Source organism: Streptomyces sp. A18 (genome assembly GCF_059026065.1).
Genome location: NZ_JBWLKL010000005.1, coordinates 152,157 through 170,480, shown reverse-complemented (window position 1 = coordinate 170,480; position 18,324 = coordinate 152,157). Strand labels below are relative to the sequence as shown.

The following is an 18,324-nucleotide window of genomic DNA, read 5'->3' as shown; positions in this document are numbered from 1 at the left end:
CCCGCGACACCGGTGATTTCGCCGATGTCGACACACCGTCGACACCGCCACGGTGGGGACCGCCAACGGAACACGGCGGTCTCCACCGGGGCTCGACTCCCTCCTCCCGAGTGGCTCCGCCACGATCGAGAGGACCCCTCCGTGCGCCTGCACGTCTTCTCCCGCCCAGTGGTACGGGCCTGCCTGGCCGCCGCGGTCGCCACCGCGGGGCTCATCGGCACCGGCCTCGCGCCCGGCGCTCAGGCCGCCGCCGACAACCCGTACGAACGTGGCCCCGACCCGACCGTCTCCAGCATCGAGGCCCCGCGTGGCTCGTACGCCGTCTCGCAGACCAACGTCTCGTCGCTGAGCGTGTCCGGCTTCGGCGGCGGCACCGTCTACTACCCGACGTCCACCGCCGACGGCACCTTCGGCGCGGTCGTCATCTCGCCGGGCTTCACCGCGTACCAGTCGAGCATCTCCTGGCTCGGCCCGCGGCTCGCCTCCCAGGGCTTCGTGGTGTTCACCATCGACACCCTCACCACCCTCGATCAGCCCGACAGCCGCGGTCGCCAACTCCTTTCCGCACTCGACTACTTGACCAAGAGCAGCTCGGTGCGGGGCCGGATCGACGCCTCCCGGCTCGGCGTGATGGGGCACTCGATGGGCGGTGGCGGCAGCCTGGAGGCCGCCAAGAGCCGTACGTCGCTGAAGGCGGCGATCCCACTGACCGGCTGGAACACCGACAAGACCTGGCCCGAGCTGCGGACGCCGACACTGGTGGTCGGCGCGGACGGTGACTCGGTGGCCCCCGTCGCGAGCCACTCCGAGCCGTTCTACCAGTCGCTGCCGAGCAGCCTGGACAAGGCATACCTGGAGTTGAACAACGCCACCCACTTCACACCGAACTCGTCCAACACGACGATCGCGAAGTACAGCATCTCCTGGCTGAAGCGGTTCATCGACAACGACACCCGCTACGAGCAGTTCCTCTGCCCGCTGCCGAGGCCGAGCCTCACGATCGAGGAGTACCGGGGCAACTGCCCCCACACGTCCTGACTCTGATGACCCGTCATGGGGGCCCGTCGTCCGTCGCCGCTCATCCGGCGGCGGACGACGTGTGTCCTGTCCCGGCTCCGGGACTGTGCCCGAGCACAGTGCGACGCGGCGCCCGTTGGTGGCCTGCCCAGCCTCGCGGACGCGGGGCTTCCGGGCCGTGTTACGCGGAAGTAACGTGCGGGCGTGACCCTTTCGACGACCGTACCCGGCGCGCTCAGGCCTCCCGAACTCCACGGCCGCCGCGAGGAGATCGCCGCCGTGGAATCCCTGGTGGAGGGCTTGCGGGCCGGTCGCGGCGGCGCCCTCGTCCTGACCGCGCGGCCCGGCCTCGGCCGCACCGCGCTCATGGAGTACGCGCGGGCGGCCTGCGCGCCCGTTCCTTCGACCGAGGCGACCGTCGCGGCAGCGCTGCCGCAGGAGGGCCCGCTGCTCGTCTGTATCGACGACGCGCATACCTGGCACCCCGCGGACCGGGCCTCCCTCGTGGCGGAACTCCGCCGCCTGCCCGCCGAGAGACCCGTGGCCGTCCTGCTCACCCTCGCCGAACACCGAGCAGTAACCGGCGAGTTGAGCGGACTGACGACGCTGCGCCTGGGGCCGCTCGACGACAGCGCGGCCGCCGCCCTGCTCGACCGGCTCACCCAGGGCTCCGCCGATCCGGTCGTCGCGGCGTGGCTGATCCGCGAGGCCGTGGGCAACCCGCGCCTGCTCACCGCCCTCGTCGCGGCCCTGACCCCCGACCAACTGGCCGGACGCACCCCGCTGCCCGACCCGCTGCCGGGCGGAGAAGAACTCCTGGACGCCTACGCCGCCCCCATCGACGCGCTGCCCGCCGCTGCCCGTGCCCTGCTGCTGCTCGCCGCGGCGGCCGGGGAGCACGAACCCGACGGTGCCGGGGCGGACCTCGCCCTGCTGGTGCGGGCCGGCGCCGCCCCCTCCGGACTCGCGCCCGCCGAAGCGGCCGGTGCGGTCGTCCGAGCGGGCGGGCGCGTTCACTTCACCCACCCACTCCTGCGCCGCGCGGTGCTGCGCCGCACCCCGCTCGCCCGCCGCAGAGCCGCCCACACCCGCCTCGCCGCGGTCTGCCGGGACCGCCTCTCGCGCCTGGTCCAACTCGCCTGCGCGGCAGGCGATCACGACGCGCGGCTCGCCGAAGCCCTCGTGCTGGCCGCGACCGCGCCCCGCCCGCACACCGAGCGCTCCGCCGCCCTGGGGCACGCCGCGGAGCTCACCGCTGACGCGCAATTGCGCACCGACCGACTGGCCGCGGCGGCGGAGGCATCCCGGCTGGCAGGGGATCCCGTTCGGGCCCGCACTCTCCTGGCGCGCACCGCCGCCGTCCCCGCCCACGGCGGCGTCCACCGGGTGCGCGGACTCCTCGCGCTCGCCGACGGTCCCGTCGCCGACGCGAGGGAGGACCTGCTCACCGCCGCGGCGCTGCTCCCGCCCGAAGCCGCCCGCCACGCGCTGATCGGCGCGGCGGAAGGGGCCTGGGCGGCAGGCGACGCCGCGGCCTACCGGGAGGCCATGGTGCGATTACCCGCCTGCGCCGACGACCCGTCCCTTGAGGCGTACCGCGCCGGTATGTGCGCGGTCCTCGCGGGCCGCATCGCCGAGGGCCACGCCCTCTTGCGCCGCTGCCTGGACGACGTACCCACGATGACCGAACCGGCCGGTCTGCTGCGTGCCGCAGCCGCGGCCCTGGTCGTCGGCGAGGTCGAGACCGCCTGCGCGGCGGGCGCCAGGGCGCTCGCCGCCGTACGCGCCTACGGCCCCGAAGTCCTGCTGGCGCGCGCCCTGGAACACCTGGCCTACGGAGAACTGCGCGCGGGGCGCCACACCACGGCCAGGGCGCACGCGCTCCAAGGCCTCCGAGCCGCGCACCGCACCGGGCAGCCCAACGTGGCGGCCTGTCTGCACGCCGTCCTCGCGCTCGCCGCGTCCGTGGAGGGCGACGCGGAGGCCTGCTCGGCGCACGCGGCGGCTGCTGCCGCGGGCGCGGGACCGCACGGGCTCGCCCAGGCCGCTTCCCTCGCGGTGTGGGCCGTCGCCCGCGCGGATCTCGCCGCGGGGCGCCCGGGGGACGCGGCGGCCCGGCTCGCGCCGCTGGTCGCCCCGGGGCCGCGGCGCGGGCACTTCGCCGTCCGGATGCTGGCCGTCCCCTGCTTCGTGGAAGCCGCCGTCCAGGCCGGGCGCACGGTGGAGGCGCGCGAGGCCACAGCGGAGTTCACCCTCTGGACCGGTGCGACCGCCGACCGGCTCGCCCCGGCCCAACTGGCCCGCTGCCGAGCTCTGTTGGCGCCTCCGCAGCGGACGGCCGCCGCGTACGAGAGCGCGCTGGCGCACCACGACCGCACGCCGGGCGAGTTCGAACGGGCCCGTACGCAGCTGCTGTTCGGCCAGTGGCTGCGCCGCAGGCGCCGTACGCGCGAGGCGCGTGGACCGCTGCGGGACGCGCTGGTCGGCTTCGAGCGGTGCGGGGCGCGTGCCTGGGCGGACCGCAGCCGCGGTGAACTCCGTGCCGCGGGCGAGGCGGTGGCGGGGGAGCAGGGACCGGGGCCGCTTGCGGCCCTGACCCCGCAGCAGCAGCGCATCGCCCGCCACGTGGCGGAGGGCGCCACCAACCGTGAGGTGGCCGTACGCCTGTCGGTGAGCCACCGCACCGTCGACCACCACCTGCGCAATGTGTTCGCCGTCCTTGGCATACGCTCCCGCGTCGAGCTGTCCCGGCTGCTCGCCGGAGACGGAGGGTTGCCGGACCGTGATGAGGAGATTGCCGCACGCCTCTAGGTACCGACTGGGCGGTATGCCATTCTTCGGGCGTCAGGAAGATCCGGCGGTGATCTCACTCCCGTGGAGGCCCCATGCCACACGTCCTGCGGTCACGGGTCGGGCCCCTGCACGAAGTGCCCGCCATCACCCCGCTCGCACCGGGCTCACGCTCTCTCCTCGACGCCGAGGCCGTCGCCGTGCTCCACCGCGCCGCCCGCGCCCTGCTGCGTGACCTGGCCGCGATGACCGACCGGCTCGTCGCGGAACTGCGCGAGCAGGAGCCCGCCTACCGCGCGGACATCGAGGCCCGCCCCACCGAGGTGTGGCAGGAGGTACACCGCTCCCTGAGGCACAGCGTCACCTCGCTCCTCCAGCCCGGGGAGACCAGGGAGGCCGCCCACCGCACGTCCATGCAGATCGCCGGGGTGCGCGCCGAACGGGGCCTGCCGCTGGACGCGTTGCTGCACGCCTTCCGGCTCGGCGGGGCGATGGTGTGGCAGGGCCTGGTGGAGGAGGTCTCGCGCGGCAACCCCGACGACATGCGGCTGCTCATCCATGTCGCCACGGACGTATGGAACTTCGTCGACGAACACTGCGGCGTGGTCGCCGACGCCTACCGCCGCACCGAGCGTCGCATGGCCTGGCAGCACGAGAACCGGCTGCGTCTCCTTACCGCGGGTCTCCTCGACGGCAGCGCCCGCCTCACCGACCTGCCCACCGCGGCCGACGTCCTGGGACTGCCCGATGACGGCTGGTACGCCGTGATCGCCCTGGCGGGAGAGGGCAGCGGCCTCGCTCTCCCGGAAGGGACGCGGGCACTGCGCCACTCCGCCTCCGGGGTCCAGTACGCCCTGGTACTGCTCGGCGACGCCGAAGGCGACCCGGCGGCCGAACTGTCCGCGCTCGGCGCCCGTCTCGCCCTGCCGACCGGAGCCCGCGCGGGCATCGGCTCACCCGTGGAGGGCCTGGCCGCCGTCCCCTACGCCCGCCGCCTCGCCGACACGGCGCTGCGCGCCTGTCCCCGCGACGGCGGCACCGTACTCCTGGACGAACGCCTGCCCGACGCCCTCGTCGTCTCGTCGCCGGAACTCGCGGAGGCGCTCGCCGAGCGCGTCCTCGGCCCGCTGCGCTCGATCGACCCGGCCGACCGGGATCTCCTCATCGACACCCTCGTCGTCTGGCTGGAGACCGACGGCTCGGCGCAGCGCGCGGGGGCCCGCCTCTACTGCCACCGCAACACCGTCCTCAACCGGCTGCGACGCGTCGAGCAGTTGACCGGCCGCAGCCTCACGCGGGTCGGCGACCTCGTGGAGATCTCGCTCGCCCTGGGCGCCCGCAGGCTGCTCGGCGGGTGAGCGAGGAGGGAACGACGAAGGCGGGGCAGTCGGACGCCGACCGGCATCCAACTGCCCCGCCCTGCTGCCGGGCTCAGACCACCGGCACCGGGTACGTCGGGTACTCCACCCCGGAGACGTGCTGGACGACGCGGATCACCTGGCACGAGTAGCCGAACTCGTTGTCGTACCAGAGGTAGAGGATCGCGTTGTCGCCGTCGACCTTCGTGGCGCCCGCGTCGACGATCGACGAGTGGCGCGAGCCGACGAAGTCCATGGAGACGGCGTCGGGAGCGGTCGTGAAGTCGATCTGACGCTTCAGCGGCGAGTGCAGCGAGACGTCGCGGAGGTAGTCGAGGACCTCTTCGCGGGTGGTCTCGCGGCCCAGGCGCAGGCTCAGGATGGCGATCGAGACGTCCGGGACGGGGACGCGGATCGAGCTGCCGGTGATCGGCGCCTTGAGATCGGGCAGCGCCTTGGCGACGGCTGATGCCGCACCGGTCTCGGTGATCACCATGTTGAGCGGGGCCGAGCGGCCGCGGCGGTCGGCCTTGTGGAAGTTGTCCAGGAGGTTCTGGTCGTTGGTGAACGAGTGGACGGTCTCCACGTGACCGCGCGTGACGCCGTACTCGTCCGCCATCGCCTTGAGCGGCGGGACGATCGCGTTGGTGGTGCAGGAGGCGCAGGACAGGATCTGCTCGTCCGGCTTGATCGTGTCGTGGTTGACGCCGTGCACGATGTTCGGGATGTCGCCCTTGCCCGGCGCGGTCAGGACGACCTTGTCGACACCGGGGCGCAGGTGCTTGGAGAGCCCCTCGCGGTCGCGCCACTTGCCGGTGTTGTCGATGAGGATGGCGTCCTTGATGCCGTACGCCGTGTAGTCGACCTCGGAGGGGTCGTTGGCGTAGATCACCTTGATCTCGTTGCCGTTGGCGATGATCGTGCTGTTCGCCTCGTCGACGGTGATCGTGCCCTGGAACTGGCCGTGGATGGAGTCGCGGCGCAGCAGCGAGGCACGCTTGACGATGTCCTGCTCACCGCCCTGGCGAACGACCACGGCGCGCAGGCGCAGCCCGTTGCCGGAGCCGGCCTTCTCGATGAGGAGGCGGGCGACGAGGCGGCCGATGCGGCCGAAGCCGTAGAGGACGACGTCGCGTCCCTCGCGGCTCTCGATCTTGTTCTCACCCGTGGCGCCGGCGACGGCCCCGGCGGTGAACTCCGCCACCGTCAGACCGCGGTCGTCGGACCGGTAGTCCGCGGCGAGCAGACCGATGTCGATCTGCGAAGGGCCGAGGTCGAGTGTGGTGAGGGCCTGGAGGAACGGCAGCGTCTCGGTGACGGAGAGTTCCTCACCGGCTATCTGCCGGGCGAATCGGTGGGTCTTGAGGAGGCTGACCACCGACTTGTTCACCAAGGAGCGGCTGTGGAGCAGGACGGTGACGTCCCGCTCCCGGTGCAGCTTCCCGATGATCGGGATCATCGACTCCGCGATCTCCTCGCGGTGCTTCCAATTGGTGAACGAGTCGTCATTGACAGTCACAGGCTTATCTTTCGAGCTAGGCGGCGCTCATATGCTAACCCGATGCCGTCTTTGATCTTGCAATGGGTGCCGCCCGCCCTGGCCGCGGAGCGGGTTCAGAGGGGAACGGCGACGGCGTTGAACGTCGTCCCGGGCTCTTGCGGGCTGGTGAAGCGGGCGTTGACGAGGTAGAGGCGATCGCCCCGGCGGGCCGCGGTGGTGGGGACGTCGAAGCGGGGGTCGGTGATCGTGCGGCGCAGGGTGGCGGTGCCGGCCTCGGCGTCGAGGGCGAACACGCTGATGAGGTTCAGCCGGTTCTGTACGACGTACAGGGTGCGGCCGATGCGCAGCAGGCCGTCGCCGTTGACCACGGTGTCCGTGCCGACCAGCGTGATCTCCGTGGCGTGTCCGGTCCTGAGGTGCACGCGGTAGAGCTTGCCCGGCGTGCTGCTCACGACGATCAGCCCCCGGCCGTCGGGGGTGCCGACGATGCCGTTGGCGTTGATCACGTCCGGTGTCTGCACCCAGTCGCCGCCGAGCGGCAACGCGCGCACCTCGCCCTTGCGGCCGCGCGGCACGCTGTACAGGGCGGCGTCGCGCGAGTCGGTGAACCAGGCGCGGTCGCCCAGGAGCGTGACGTCGTTGATGAAGTGCCCTGCTGCCTCGCTCAGGCGGTACGTGGTCACCAGCCTGCCGTTGCGGGTGTCGATGACCCGTGCGACTCCGGTGTTCCCTGCGACATAGAGCAGGCCGTCGTCGTCCACCTTCAGGCCGACCGCCACCGTGCCGGGAGCGCCCGCGTAGAAGACCTCGCCCCGGCCGGTGCGCAGGTCGGTGCGGTAGATGGCGCCGTTGGCGCGCGAGCCCATGTAGGCGTAGGGCTTTCTGCCGATGGCGATCCCCTCGGGCAGGAAGCCGTCGGGGAGCGGGAACTCGGTCGGCCACGTCGCGCCCTGCGCGGCAGTGGCGGCGCCGGCCGTTCCGGCGCCGGTCGCCACCGCTAGGGCCGCGAGAGTGGCGCCGCCGAGGAGGGTGCGTCTGGACGGCTGGGGGTGGTTATCGGGACTGCGGGTCATGGTTCCGGGCCTCCGTGAAGAGCGGGGATGGGAGTCTGCGAACGGGACAACGCAACAACTCGACACAACTCGACGACGCGACGGACTGGGTGCAGCGGCGAACTCGGACCCAACTCTGGTGCGAGCCCAGCGAGTTGAGAACGTGGCGTCATCCGCGGGAGTTCCCTCGCGCGCGGCGGCTCAGCTCAAACCCTTCCTACGGCACCCCATAAGCTGTCCTTATGGGGTCATAGGTCCAGCCCGCGTACTAACTTAGGATTGCCTTAGTTTAGGCTTCCCCACGAGCCCCACGTCTTCGCTCGAAGGGAAACCTGATCATGTCTCGCCCTCTGCGGGTAGCCGTTGTCGGAGCCGGTCCGGCCGGCATCTACGCCGCTGACGCGCTGCTGAAATCCGCAGTGGCGGTCGAGCCCGGTGTGTCGATCGACCTCTTCGAGCGGATGCCCGCGCCCTTCGGCCTCATCCGCTACGGCGTCGCCCCCGACCACCCCCGGATCAAGGGCATCGTCACGGCCCTGCACCAGGTCCTCGACAAGCCTCAGATCCGCTTCTTCGGCAACGTCGACTACCCGGGCGACATCGACCTGGACGACCTGCGCGCGTTCTACGACGCGGTGATCTTCTCCACCGGCGCGACGGCCGACCGCGCCCTGGACGTCCCCGGCATCGGCCTCGACGGTTCGCACGGCGCCGCGGACTTCGTCTCCTGGTACGACGGGCACCCGGACGTGCCGCGCACCTGGCCGCTCGACGCGGAGCAGGTCGCCGTCCTCGGCGTCGGCAACGTGGCGCTCGACGTGGCCCGCATCCTGGCCAAGACCGCGGACGAGCTCCTGTCGACCGAGATCCCGCCGAACGTGCACGAGGGCCTCAAGGCCAACAAGGCGCGCGAGGTCCACGTCTTCGGGCGCCGCGGCCCCGCGCAGGCCAAGTTCAGCCCGATGGAGCTGCGGGAGCTGGGCCACTCGCCGAACATCGAGGTCATCGTCGACCCTGAGGACATCGACTACGACGACGGCTCGATCGCGACCCGGCGCGGCAACAAGCAGGCCGACATGGTCGCCAAGACCCTCGAGAACTGGGCCATCCGCGACGTCGGCGACCGCCCGCACAAGCTGTTCCTGCACTTCTTCGAGTCGCCCACCGAGATCCTCGGCGAGGACGGTCGGGTCGTCGGCCTGCGCACCGAGCGCACGGTCCTCGACGGCACCGGCAACGTCAAGGGCACCGGCGAGTTCAAGGACTGGGACCTCGGCGCCGTCTACCGCGCCGTGGGCTACCTCTCCGACGAACTGCCCAAGCTGCCCTGGGATGTCGCGTCGGGCACGGTGCCGGACAAGGGCGGCCGGGTCATCGAGGAGACCGGCGAGCACCTGCAGTCGACGTACGTCACCGGCTGGATCCGCCGCGGCCCCGTGGGCCTGATCGGCCACACCAAGGGCGACGCCAACGAGACGGTCGCCAGCCTCCTGGACGACCACGCGAACGCCCGTCTGCACACCCCCACGGCCCCCGAGCCGTCGGCCGTGGACGCCTTCCTCGACGAGCGGAACGTCCGCTTCACCACGTGGGAGGGCTGGTACCGCCTCGACGCCGCGGAGAAGGCGCTCGGCGAGGCGGAGGACCGTGAGCGCGTGAAGATCGTCGAGCGTGAGGACATGCTCAAGGCGAGCGGGGCCTAGCCCTCCCGAGTACCCCGAGCAGGCATCGAGCAGCGGCAGGGCGATGGCGGCGTGCCTCGCCCTGCCATGTCACCGATGCGGACGCCGGGCCGGGTGATCCGGCTCGGCTCTCGGGTGCGGGGACTCCATCGTCAGACCTGGAAGGCGAGGAGCTTGGCGATGGCGTTGCGCTGGATCTCCGACGTCCCGGTCAGGATGCGGAACATACGGATCTTGCGGAACAGGAACTCGATCTCGTTGCCCTGGCTGAGGCCTTCCTTGCCGTGGATCTGGACGGCCTCGTCGAGGATCCGGAAGGCGGACTCGGCGACGAACAGCTTGCACATGAAGGCCTCGGTGTGCACGTCGTCGCCCTGGTCCAGCGCCGCCAACGCCGCGTACGTCATGGAGCGGGCCGCGTAGAACTCCGTGGCCATGTCGGCCACCTTGTGCTGGATGGCCTGCAGCGCGAGCAGCGGCTTGCCGCCCGCGACCTTGCGGTTCCGGGTGCGGTCCAGCGTCAGGTCGATGGCGCGGCGGGTGGCGCCGATGACGGTGGGGCAGTGCAGTAGCCGGTTGGTGGTGACGCGGCCCAGCGCGATGCGCATGCCCTTGCCCTCCTCGCCCAGGAGGTTGGCGGCGGGGACGTGGCAGTCGTCCAGGATGATGTCGCTCTCGATGTGCTCGCCGGACATCGGGGTCGCGCCGTCTTCGACGCGGCACCCGGGGCTGTCCAGGTCGACGAGGAAGGCGGAGAACAGCGGCTTGTCGCCCTCCGCCTCACCTGTCCCGGCCATGTGGGCCACCACGATGGCGAAGTCGGCGAAGGGCCCGGCCGACGAGAACACCTTGTGGCCGGTCAGCCGGTAGCCGTCGCCGTCAGGATCGCGGACGGCGGTGGTCCGCATGGAGCGGACGTCCGAGCCCGCGTCGGTCTCCGTGAGGGAGAAGCAGCAGGCCCGCTCGCCGCGGACCAGGGGCAGCAGGTACGTGGCGAGTTGGTGGTTGGTGGCGTGCTTGAGGATGTCCCCGGCGCGCAGTAGGCCGCCCATGTCGCCCAGGACGCTGTGGGCGAGTACACGGCCGCTGGCTCCGATCTCCTCCTTGAGCGCGGCGAGTCGGGTGAAGGTGAGGTCCTGGCCGCCGTACTCCTCGGGTAGGTGGATGCCGTAGAAGCCGAGTTCGCGGCTACGGCGCCAGATGGGTTCGAGGTCGGCGCGCCTCAGTCGGCTTTCGTGGGTGAGGCCGAGCTCGCGCTCGTGGTCGGCGAGTTCGCCGTCGAGGTAGTCGCGCAGCCGGTCGACGAGGTCAAGGACTCGGCGGGCACCTCCTCCCGCAACGTTTGGCTGGTCCGCGACGAGCGGCAGTTGCACGCCGCTCTCCATGAAGCCGCCCAACGCCCCTTCTCCGGGCACCTGTTCGCGGAGCCCCTCTTCGCAGGCCCCGTCTACAGTGCCGAGACGCTCAGTTGGTCGGGGGAGACGAAGCTCCTGGGCGTGCTCAGCCGCCAGATGTCTCCGGAACCGTCCGTGCGGGAGGAGGCCGCCGCCTTTCCCGTCGCCCTTGCGGACACCGAACTCGCCCTGACCCAGGACTGGGTGGGGCGCGTCCTGAAGGCCGCGGGCCACGACGCGGGCCCCGCCACGGGATTCGTCCTCGTCTACCCCGACCGGCCGGGCACCCTCACCGGATGGACCGGCGTGAACGGCCTTGCCGCCTTCCCCGGCTCGCCCGAGTGGTTTCCCACCGCGGCCCCAGGCGACCGCCTGGAGCACGTGAGCGACCAGCGCGGCTGCACCGGGATCGTCCTGACCGAGGGCGCCACCGCTGAACTCGCCCTGCACCGCGCGCTGAGCGCGGCCGGGAGCATACGGCCGCTCGTCGCCGCCGACGCCCCGGAGTGACACTGCTCGGCAAGCCGCGCGGGCGCCTGCGGTCCGGCCTCGCGCGGCTCACCGGACCGCAGCGGTTCCTCCTGGCCGGATCGTTCCTGATCCCGCTGGGCAGCTTCGCCGTCCTGCCCTTCATGTCGGTGCTGCTGCACGAGCGGCTCGGCATGGGACTCGGCACGGTCGGCGTGGTACTCGCCGTCGCGTCGCTCGTGCAGTTCTCGGGCAGTGTGGCGGGTGGCGCGATCGCCGAACGCATCGGTCTGCGGAGCACGATGCTGGTCGCCCTGGTGATCCGCACGACGGGGTTCGCCTGCTTCCTACCGGGGCTGCGCCATCCGGCCGCCGCCGTCTTCGCCCTCTTCCTGGTCTCCATCGGCGCCGCGCTCTACCTGCCCGCGAACAAGGCCTACTTGATACACCGGGTCGACGAGGAGCAGCGCCCCGTGCTGCTCTCCGCGAGCGGCTCCGCCCTGAACGCGGGCATCGCCCTGGGGCCGCTGGCGGCGGCGCCCTTCGTCCTCAGCGCGTCGGCCGGACTCTTCAGCGCGGTCACCGCGCTGTTCGCGGCGATCACCGTGGGTCATGCGTTGCTGCCCACGGAGAGCCACCACGGGCAGGCCATCGGGGCAGAGCGGGGACAAGGGGAGGGACAAGAGGAGGGAGAAGAGCAGGGGCAACCTGCCTCCAGGGAGCGGGCGTTCGCCGGTCTGGCCGTCCTGCCTTTCGCGGCCACCGTGCTGAGCCTGTACGTCTTCATGTTCTTCCAGCACTACCTCGCGCTGTACGCGGTGCCCCGCACGTCGCCGACGTACTACGGCCTGGTCCTCGCGCTCTACGCCCTTCTGCTCGTCGTCGCGCAACCCCTCCTCTCGGACCGGATCGCGCGGCTGCCCTATGTCCGGGCCCTGTGGTTCGGGTTCGGCGCGATAGCCGCCGGCACGGCCACGCTGGCCATCGGGGGTCACTCCGCGATCCTCGCCGGAGCCCTGCTCGTGTGCCTCGGCGAGATCGTTCTCTTCTTCAGGAACGATCTCGAAGCCCTCGCCCGGTCGCCCCGCGCACCCGCCGTCGTGTTCGGCCACCAGCGGCTCGCGGCAGGAATCGGCGCCTTCGCGAGCGGAGTCGTCGGCGGCGAGGGATATCAGCTGGCCGAACGGACCGGCGGCGCGGGGTGGTTCTGGGCGGCGGTCGCCGCCCAGTGCGCGCTGCTGCCGCTGCTTCTGAGGGGGCGGACCGCGCTCACAGACCGAGGTCGCTGAGGCCGGGGTGGTCGTCGGGGCGGCGGCCCAATGGCCAGTGATACTTGCGGTCGGACTCCTTGATGGGCAGGTCGTTGATGCACGCGTGCCGCACGCGCATCAGGCCGTCGTCGGCGAACTCCCAGTTCTCGTTGCCGTACGAGCGGTACCAGTGGCCCGAGTCGTCGTGCCATTCGTAGGCGAAGCGCACCGCGATGCGGTTGCCGTCGTGCGCCCACAGTTCCTTGATGAGGCGGTAGTCGAGCTCCCGGTCCCACTTGCGGGACAGGAAGGCGACGATCGCGTCGCGCCCCGCCACGAACTCCGCCCGGTTCCGCCAGCGGGAGTCCTCGGTGTAGGCAAGGGCCACCCTTTGGGGATCACGTGTGTTCCAGCCGTCCTCGGCGAGGCGGACCTTCTCGGCCGCGGTCTCCCGCGTGAACGGGGGAACAGGGGGTCGTGCGGTCATGGCTCTCTCCTGGACGTCGCGACTGCGGCAGTGATCGTCCTGAAACTGCCATGGATCACCCGGCAGCGGAAGCCGGCTTCCGTCTTCCGTGTCTCGTACACATGGCGGGACGTGTGGCCGCCGCGGCGGGAGTCGGGGCAGACTGGCCCGGTCGCACGACAGGAAGAAGGCTGATGGCCAAGACGTATCGCATCGGATTCGGCACGCGCGTGATCAACGGCGTGTTCCGCACGATGACCAGGTTCGGGATCGGCAAGAGCTACCGGTACATCCTGACCGTGCGCGGCAGGAAGTCGGGCCGCCTGCTGTCCACTCCCGTCGACGTGATGTCGGCCGGCGGGGAGCGGTGGGTCGTCGGCGCCTACGGGGTGAGCAACTGGGTGCGCAACGCCCGTGCGGCCGGGCAGATCGAGCTCAGCAGGGGCGGCAGGTCGCGGACCGTGCGGGTGGTCGAGCTCGGTCCCGAGGAGAGCGTTCCTGTCCTTCGCCAGTACTGGCGAGAAGTGCCCGTCACCCGGGCCTACTTCGACGTGACGGCCGACTCGACGGACGAGGAGTTCGCCGCCGAGTCGGTACGTCATCCGGTTTTCCGCCTGGCCTAGGTTCAGCCGGTCTTCGCCCCGGTGTGCAGCGCGAGGGCGCCGCGTGCGGGCAGGGTGGTCTCGATCTTCCCGTCGTCGCCGACGGCGACCGTGTTGCCGTCGCAGCTGTCCGGCGATGCCTTGGCGACATTGCAGTACGTGCCGCCGGGCAGCGACGTCGCGAACGTCTGGGCCAGCTCACCGTCTCCGTTGTTGAGGGCGACGAACCCCTTGGCGCCACGGCCGAAGGCGAGGGCGCCGCCGCCGTTGTCCCACCAGTCGGTCAGCTCCGCGGTGCCCACCTCGTTGCGGAACCCGACCAGGCCGGTGATCGCCTGCTGGGCGTGTGTGTTCGTCCAGCCGTCTGCTCCGCTGGGCGGGCCCGCGTCCTTTTCGGACCACTCGTAGCCGGAGTACACATTCGGTGAGCCGTAGGGGGACGCGAGCATGAAGACATTGGCCAGGGTGTAGGCCGCGCCGTCCTTGTAGGTGAGGGTCGAGCCGTTGCGCTCGGTGTCCCAGTTGTCGACGAACGTACGGGCCGAGCCGCTGCCCAGCTTGCCGTCCGCGACCGTCTTCAACTGCGCGATGTTCCCACCCTGGAAGGCGCTCTTGAGGTGGCCGCCGTAGCGGAACTCGTCGACGTCGCCCACGCCGGTGTACTCGTCGGGCTGAACGGCCTCCCCGCCCCCGTGGATGACTTCGGACACCCAGAAGCCGGGGTCGCTCATCTTGCCCTTGATGGCGGCCACGTCGTCGGCGGCCATGTGCTTGGCGGCATCGATGCGGAAGCCGTCCACGCCCAGGGAGCGCAAATCGTCGAGGTAGGCGGCGATGGTGGTGCGCACCGCGTCGCTGCCCGTGTCCAGGTCGGCTAGGCCCACCAGTTCACAGTTCTGGACGTTGTCGCGGTTGGTGTAGTCGTTGATGCTCGTGCGGCAGGTGTGGAAGTCCGCGTCCTGGAAGTAGCCGGGGTACTCGTACTTGCCGTACGCCGTGCCGCCCGTGCCCGTGCCCGCTCCGGCCGCCATGTGGTTGATGACGGCGTCCGCGATCACCTTGACGCCCGCCTGATGGCAGGCGTCGACCATGCTCTTGAAGGCGGCGCGGTCGCCGAGACGGCCCGCGATCTTGTAACTGACGGGCTGGTACGAGGTCCACCACTGGTCGCCCTGGATGTGCTCAGAGGCGGGCGACACCTGGACGTAGCCGTAGCCTGCCGGGCCGAGTTGGTCGGTGCAGGCCTTGCCGACGTCCGCGAACTGCCGCTCGAACATGGTGGCGGTGACGGTCTTGTCGCCGGGCGGTGTCGCCTGCGACTGCGAGGGCGCGAACGTCGCGAGACCGGCAGCGGCCAGGACCCCGGCCGACGTGGTGGCAAGGAGGCGGTGACGGTGCTGCATGGTGCGGCTCCTTCGGGACCGGGCACGGCTGTGCCCAAGAAGGGCAGTTGCTCGTGGGGGAGGCTGCCGTGGGGGGATTCCGGTTGGGAGCCTGCCGTGCACGCATGTACGCGTCAATACTTTCTGCAAGAGATTTCAACTACTGATGATGGATGCGTCCCCGTTGCCCGGCGTGGCCGGTAGATACGACAAGTGGCGCTGACGGGGCGGGAAATGCCCTGTCGGCGCTACATGCAAGAACTTGCACGCCGAGCACGTGGATCACGCCGATACATCGGTCATCAGGGGCCGGCGTGGGCTGCCATGTCGGTCCTCGGGCAGGCCGATGACCACGGGTCCCGGCCGTCCGGTGAGCGTGCCGTGGGCCTTCGCCACGCAGGCGGCGCCACGCTGTGCGCGCCGCTCGCCCTGGGGGCCGAGGGTCGCCGCGGACAGGCCGATTCCTAGTTCTTACTGGGGGGTAGGCCTGCCGGGATCCTTGTTATACATTCCGTCTAACAAGCGGGCCGCGGGGCGTCGCGGGACGACGCCCCGGTCCGTTGCCTGAGCGAACACGACAACGTACGCATCAGAGTCAAGGAGCCGCAGCATGGCAAGCAGCACTGTTCGGCCGACACCCCAGGACCGCCCCGAAGAGGACGACGTGGCCCGGCGATTGCTCGGCTCGGCCGCCGTGTTGGCCTACGACCCGGCCACCGAAGTGGACTGGGAGACCCCCCTCGACCGGGACTTCCACGGGGCGAGCCCGGAATGGTGCTCGCTGTACGGCACGCCGTACTGGAACGAACTCACCGACGCCCAGCGCAAGGAACTGACGCGGCAGGAAGCCGCATCGGTGGCCAGCACGGGCATCTGGTTCGAGATGATCCTCCAGCAAATGGTTCTTCGCGATGTGTACATGAAGGACCCGACCAGCGCCGAAGTGCAGTGGGCGCTCACCGAGATCGCCGAGGAGTGCCGGCACTCGATCATGTTCGCCCGCGGCGCCGAGAAGCTGGGCGCTCCCGCCTACCGGCCGAAGCGGTTCGCGATGGAACTGGGCCGGGCGTTCAAGACGGTGGCCTTCGGGGAGGCGGCCTACGCCGCGATCCTCGTGGCCGAAGAGGTGCTCGACGTCATGCAGCGCGACTGGATGCGGGACGAGCGTGTCGTGCCGTTCGTCCGCACGATCAACAACATCCACGTCGTCGAGGAATCGCGGCACATGAAATTCGCCCGCGACCAGACGAGCAAGCGCCTCTCCGGAGCGGGCCGGCTGCGCCGCCAGATCAACGCGTTCGTCGTCGCGATCGCCTCGTACTACATCGTCACCAGCATGGTGAACCCCAAGGTGTACGCGAACGCCGGGCTCGACGAGAAGCGCGCGCTCGCCGAGGCGAAGGCCAACGAACACCACAAGTCCATGATGCGGTCCAGCTGTTCGGGTCTGATGGAGTTTCTGGCCTCGTCCCGCCTGCTCACCAAGCCCGCCCTGGCCTTCTACAAGCGCGCCCACCTCATCTGAGCCGATCCGATCGATCCAAGCCGATCCACGTCGATCCAAGCTGATCCAAGCCGAGCGAGTCGAGCCGACGCCATGACCTACGCCATCACCCAGACCTGCTGCAGCGACGCCACCTGCGTCGCCGTATGCCCGGTCAACTGCATCCACCCGACGCCGCAGGAACGGGCGTTCGGCAGCACGGAGATGCTGCACATCGACCCGACCACCTGCATAGGCTGCGGCGCCTGCGCCGACGCCTGCCCGGTCGAGGCGATCTTCCCGGTGGACAGCCTGCCCGCCGCACAGCGGGAGTACGCGGCGATCAACGCGGCGTACTACGCGGACCAGGAACCCGAACCCGCCCCGGACGGGCCGAACTTCCACGCCTGGGACGAGCCGACCTTCCCGCGCGTCCTTCCCTCGGACTTCGCGCCGCTCAAAGTCGCCGTCGTCGGCACCGGACCGGCCGGGATGTACGCGGTCCAGGACCTGCTCCTGCACACCAGCGCCGAAGTGACACTGATCGACCGGCTGCCGGTCAGCGGCGGACTCGTACGCTTCGGAGTAGCACCCGACCATCCCGCGACCAAGAAGGTCGGCGACACGTTCGCCCGTTTCCACACGCATCCCAGGGTGCGCATGCACCTCGGGCTCGACGTGGGAGCCGACGTCACCGGAGAGGACCTGGCCGCCCACCATGACGCCGTCATCTACGCCGTGGGCGCGTCGGCCGACCGCACACTGGCCGTCCCGGGCGAGGACCTGCCCGGCAGCGTCTCCGCGCGGGCCTTCGTCGCCTGGTACAACGGCCACCCGGACGTGGCGCCGGACGCGATCGACCTCTCCGCGGAGCGCGTGGTCGTCGTCGGCAACGGCAACGTAGCCCTCGACGTCGCCCGCATCCTGCTCGCGGACCCCGACAGCCTCGCCCGCACCGACATCGCCGACCACGCGCTTGCGGCGTTGCGCGCGGAGAAGGTGCGCGAAGTGGTCCTGCTCGGACGGCGGGGCCCGGAGGACGCCGCGTACACCACGTCCGAACTGCTCGCCCTCAAGCACGTCCCGGGCCTGGACCTGGTGGTCGACGACCACGACCCCCGGACCGCGCCCGCCATCGACGAGGCGGACGCCACCACCGACGCGAAGGGCAGAGCGGCCCTCCTGCGCGGCGTCACGCGCGAGCGGATCGACTGGGCGCAGCCGCCCGCTCCCGGGAAGCGCATCGTGCTGCGCTTCCACAGTGCTCCGGTGGAGATGGTCGGCGAGGAAGCCGTCCGGGGTGTGCGCGTCGTGGAGGCGTCGGGGGAGCGGACGATACGGACGGACATGGTGCTGCGCGCGATCGGTTACCGCGGGGTGCCGGTCGCCGGACTGCCCTTCGACGAGACCACCGGCACCGTGCCGCACGAGGGCGGCCGGGTGACCGGAAAGCCGGGCACCTACGTGGTGGGCTGGATCAAGCGGGGTCCCAGCGGCGGCATCGGCGCCAACCGCACCTGCGCCGCCGAGACGGTCACCACGCTGCTGGCCGACGCGGTCGCCGGCGCCCTGCCCGCGCCCCGGCGCGCGCCGAAGGCCTTCCACCGGCTCGCCCGGCGCCGCAACCGCGGGGGCGGTGCCGCGCTGAGCCGCTAGGTGGCTCACTCGGCGCGCGTCTCGGCCAAGGTGTGTGCGACCAGGGCGTTCGCGTGTCCGTGCCCGAGTCCGTGCTCGGTCTTGAGCCAGCCCACCAGTTCACCGTGCTTGGTCAGCGGTGCGGCATGGATGAGGTCCTTCCACTCCGCGATCGGGCGCCCGTACTTCTTCTCGATCGAAGGGAAGTAGCTGGCAGGGCCCTTGGTGGCTTCGGTCATGGTGA

14 protein-coding genes and 1 pseudogene are annotated in these 18,324 nt (G+C 71.0%); 9 read left to right on the top strand and 6 right to left on the bottom strand.

Features of this window, described 5'->3' with window-relative positions; genetic code table 11:
• The first annotated feature begins 141 nt into the window (after window positions 1–141).
• The 3 genes from bdeA to AC5P1C_RS10850 all read left to right on the top strand — a co-directional run bounded on the left by bdeA (window position 142) and on the right by AC5P1C_RS10850 (window position 5,165).
• Window positions 142–1,038, top strand: a complete 897-nt coding sequence (gene bdeA / locus AC5P1C_RS10860; protein ID WP_493865523.1) for a bis(hydroxyethyl) terephthalate hydrolase — start codon at window positions 142–144, stop codon at window positions 1,036–1,038.
• A gap of 183 nt (window positions 1,039–1,221) precedes the next feature.
• Window positions 1,222–3,828: a helix-turn-helix transcriptional regulator gene (locus AC5P1C_RS10855; RefSeq protein WP_493865522.1), complete on the top strand. Its 2,607-nt coding sequence runs from the start codon at window positions 1,222–1,224 to the stop codon at window positions 3,826–3,828.
• Window positions 3,829–3,902: 74 nt separating this feature from the next.
• A complete protein-coding gene (locus tag AC5P1C_RS10850) occupies window positions 3,903–5,165 on the top strand; it encodes a PucR family transcriptional regulator (RefSeq protein WP_493865521.1) in 1,263 nt (420 codons plus the stop codon).
• A gap of 73 nt (window positions 5,166–5,238) precedes the next feature.
• Here AC5P1C_RS10850 and AC5P1C_RS10845 read toward each other — a convergent pair whose 3' ends face one another.
• Together AC5P1C_RS10845 and AC5P1C_RS10840 are read right to left on the bottom strand one after the other, a co-directional pair.
• Complete coding sequence (locus AC5P1C_RS10845) at window positions 5,239–6,684, bottom strand: glyceraldehyde-3-phosphate dehydrogenase (protein WP_493865520.1); 1,446 nt, start codon at window positions 6,682–6,684, stop codon at window positions 5,239–5,241.
• Between the two features lie 95 nt (window positions 6,685–6,779).
• Window positions 6,780–7,739 (bottom strand): SMP-30/gluconolactonase/LRE family protein, encoded by a 960-nt coding sequence (locus tag AC5P1C_RS10840; RefSeq protein WP_493865519.1) that lies wholly within the window; start codon window positions 7,737–7,739, stop codon window positions 6,780–6,782.
• A gap of 317 nt (window positions 7,740–8,056) precedes the next feature.
• Between AC5P1C_RS10840 and AC5P1C_RS10835 the strand changes: the two genes are divergently transcribed.
• Window positions 8,057–9,421 carry an FAD-dependent oxidoreductase gene (locus AC5P1C_RS10835; RefSeq protein ID WP_493865518.1) on the top strand — a complete coding sequence of 455 codons (1,365 nt, stop codon included), beginning with the start codon at window positions 8,057–8,059 and terminating at the stop codon, window positions 9,419–9,421.
• 131 nt (window positions 9,422–9,552) lie between these two features.
• Here the strand turns inward: AC5P1C_RS10835 and AC5P1C_RS10830 are convergent, their stop codons facing one another.
• Window positions 9,553–10,773 (bottom strand): acyl-CoA dehydrogenase family protein, encoded by a 1,221-nt coding sequence (locus tag AC5P1C_RS10830; RefSeq protein ID WP_493865517.1) that lies wholly within the window; start codon window positions 10,771–10,773, stop codon window positions 9,553–9,555.
• Between AC5P1C_RS10830 and AC5P1C_RS10825 the strand changes: the two are divergent.
• Together AC5P1C_RS10825 and AC5P1C_RS10820 are read left to right on the top strand one after the other, a co-directional pair.
• Window positions 10,708–11,304: pseudogene (locus tag AC5P1C_RS10825) on the top strand (ATP-grasp domain-containing protein); the annotation flags it as partial. The gene AC5P1C_RS10830 and the pseudogene AC5P1C_RS10825 overlap by 66 nt on opposite strands.
• Complete coding sequence (locus tag AC5P1C_RS10820; RefSeq protein WP_493865516.1) at window positions 11,301–12,551, top strand: MFS transporter; 1,251 nt, start codon at window positions 11,301–11,303, stop codon at window positions 12,549–12,551. The pseudogene AC5P1C_RS10825 and the gene AC5P1C_RS10820, both read left to right, overlap by 4 nt.
• On the opposite strand, the gene AC5P1C_RS10815 is transcribed toward AC5P1C_RS10820, so the two are convergent.
• Window positions 12,532–12,999 carry a nuclear transport factor 2 family protein gene (locus tag AC5P1C_RS10815; protein ID WP_493865515.1) on the bottom strand — a complete coding sequence of 156 codons (468 nt, stop codon included), beginning with the start codon at window positions 12,997–12,999 and terminating at the stop codon, window positions 12,532–12,534. The genes AC5P1C_RS10820 and AC5P1C_RS10815 overlap by 20 nt on opposite strands.
• A 173-nt stretch (window positions 13,000–13,172) precedes the next feature.
• Between AC5P1C_RS10815 and AC5P1C_RS10810 the strand changes: the two genes are divergently transcribed.
• Complete coding sequence (locus tag AC5P1C_RS10810) at window positions 13,173–13,601, top strand: nitroreductase/quinone reductase family protein (protein WP_493865514.1); 429 nt, start codon at window positions 13,173–13,175, stop codon at window positions 13,599–13,601.
• A 2-nt stretch (window positions 13,602–13,603) separates the two neighbouring features.
• Here the strand turns inward: AC5P1C_RS10810 and AC5P1C_RS10805 are convergent, their stop codons facing one another.
• A complete protein-coding gene (locus AC5P1C_RS10805; RefSeq protein WP_493865513.1) occupies window positions 13,604–14,983 on the bottom strand; it encodes an alpha-amylase in 1,380 nt (459 codons plus the stop codon).
• A gap of 589 nt (window positions 14,984–15,572) precedes the next feature.
• Between AC5P1C_RS10805 and AC5P1C_RS10800 the strand changes: the two genes are divergently transcribed.
• The gene (locus AC5P1C_RS10800; RefSeq protein WP_493865512.1) at window positions 15,573–16,487 is read left to right on the top strand and encodes an AurF N-oxygenase family protein; all 915 of its coding nucleotides are present in this window, start codon (window positions 15,573–15,575) and stop codon (window positions 16,485–16,487) included.
• A 72-nt stretch (window positions 16,488–16,559) separates the two neighbouring features.
• Window positions 16,560–18,101, top strand: coding sequence for an FAD-dependent oxidoreductase (locus tag AC5P1C_RS10795; protein WP_493865511.1), 1,542 nt, complete (start codon window positions 16,560–16,562; stop codon window positions 18,099–18,101).
• A 5-nt stretch (window positions 18,102–18,106) separates the two neighbouring features.
• Here the strand turns inward: AC5P1C_RS10795 and AC5P1C_RS10790 are convergent, their stop codons facing one another.
• Complete coding sequence (locus AC5P1C_RS10790) at window positions 18,107–18,319, bottom strand: DUF4287 domain-containing protein (protein ID WP_493865510.1); 213 nt, start codon at window positions 18,317–18,319, stop codon at window positions 18,107–18,109.
• Window positions 18,320–18,324: the final 5 nt, after the last annotated feature.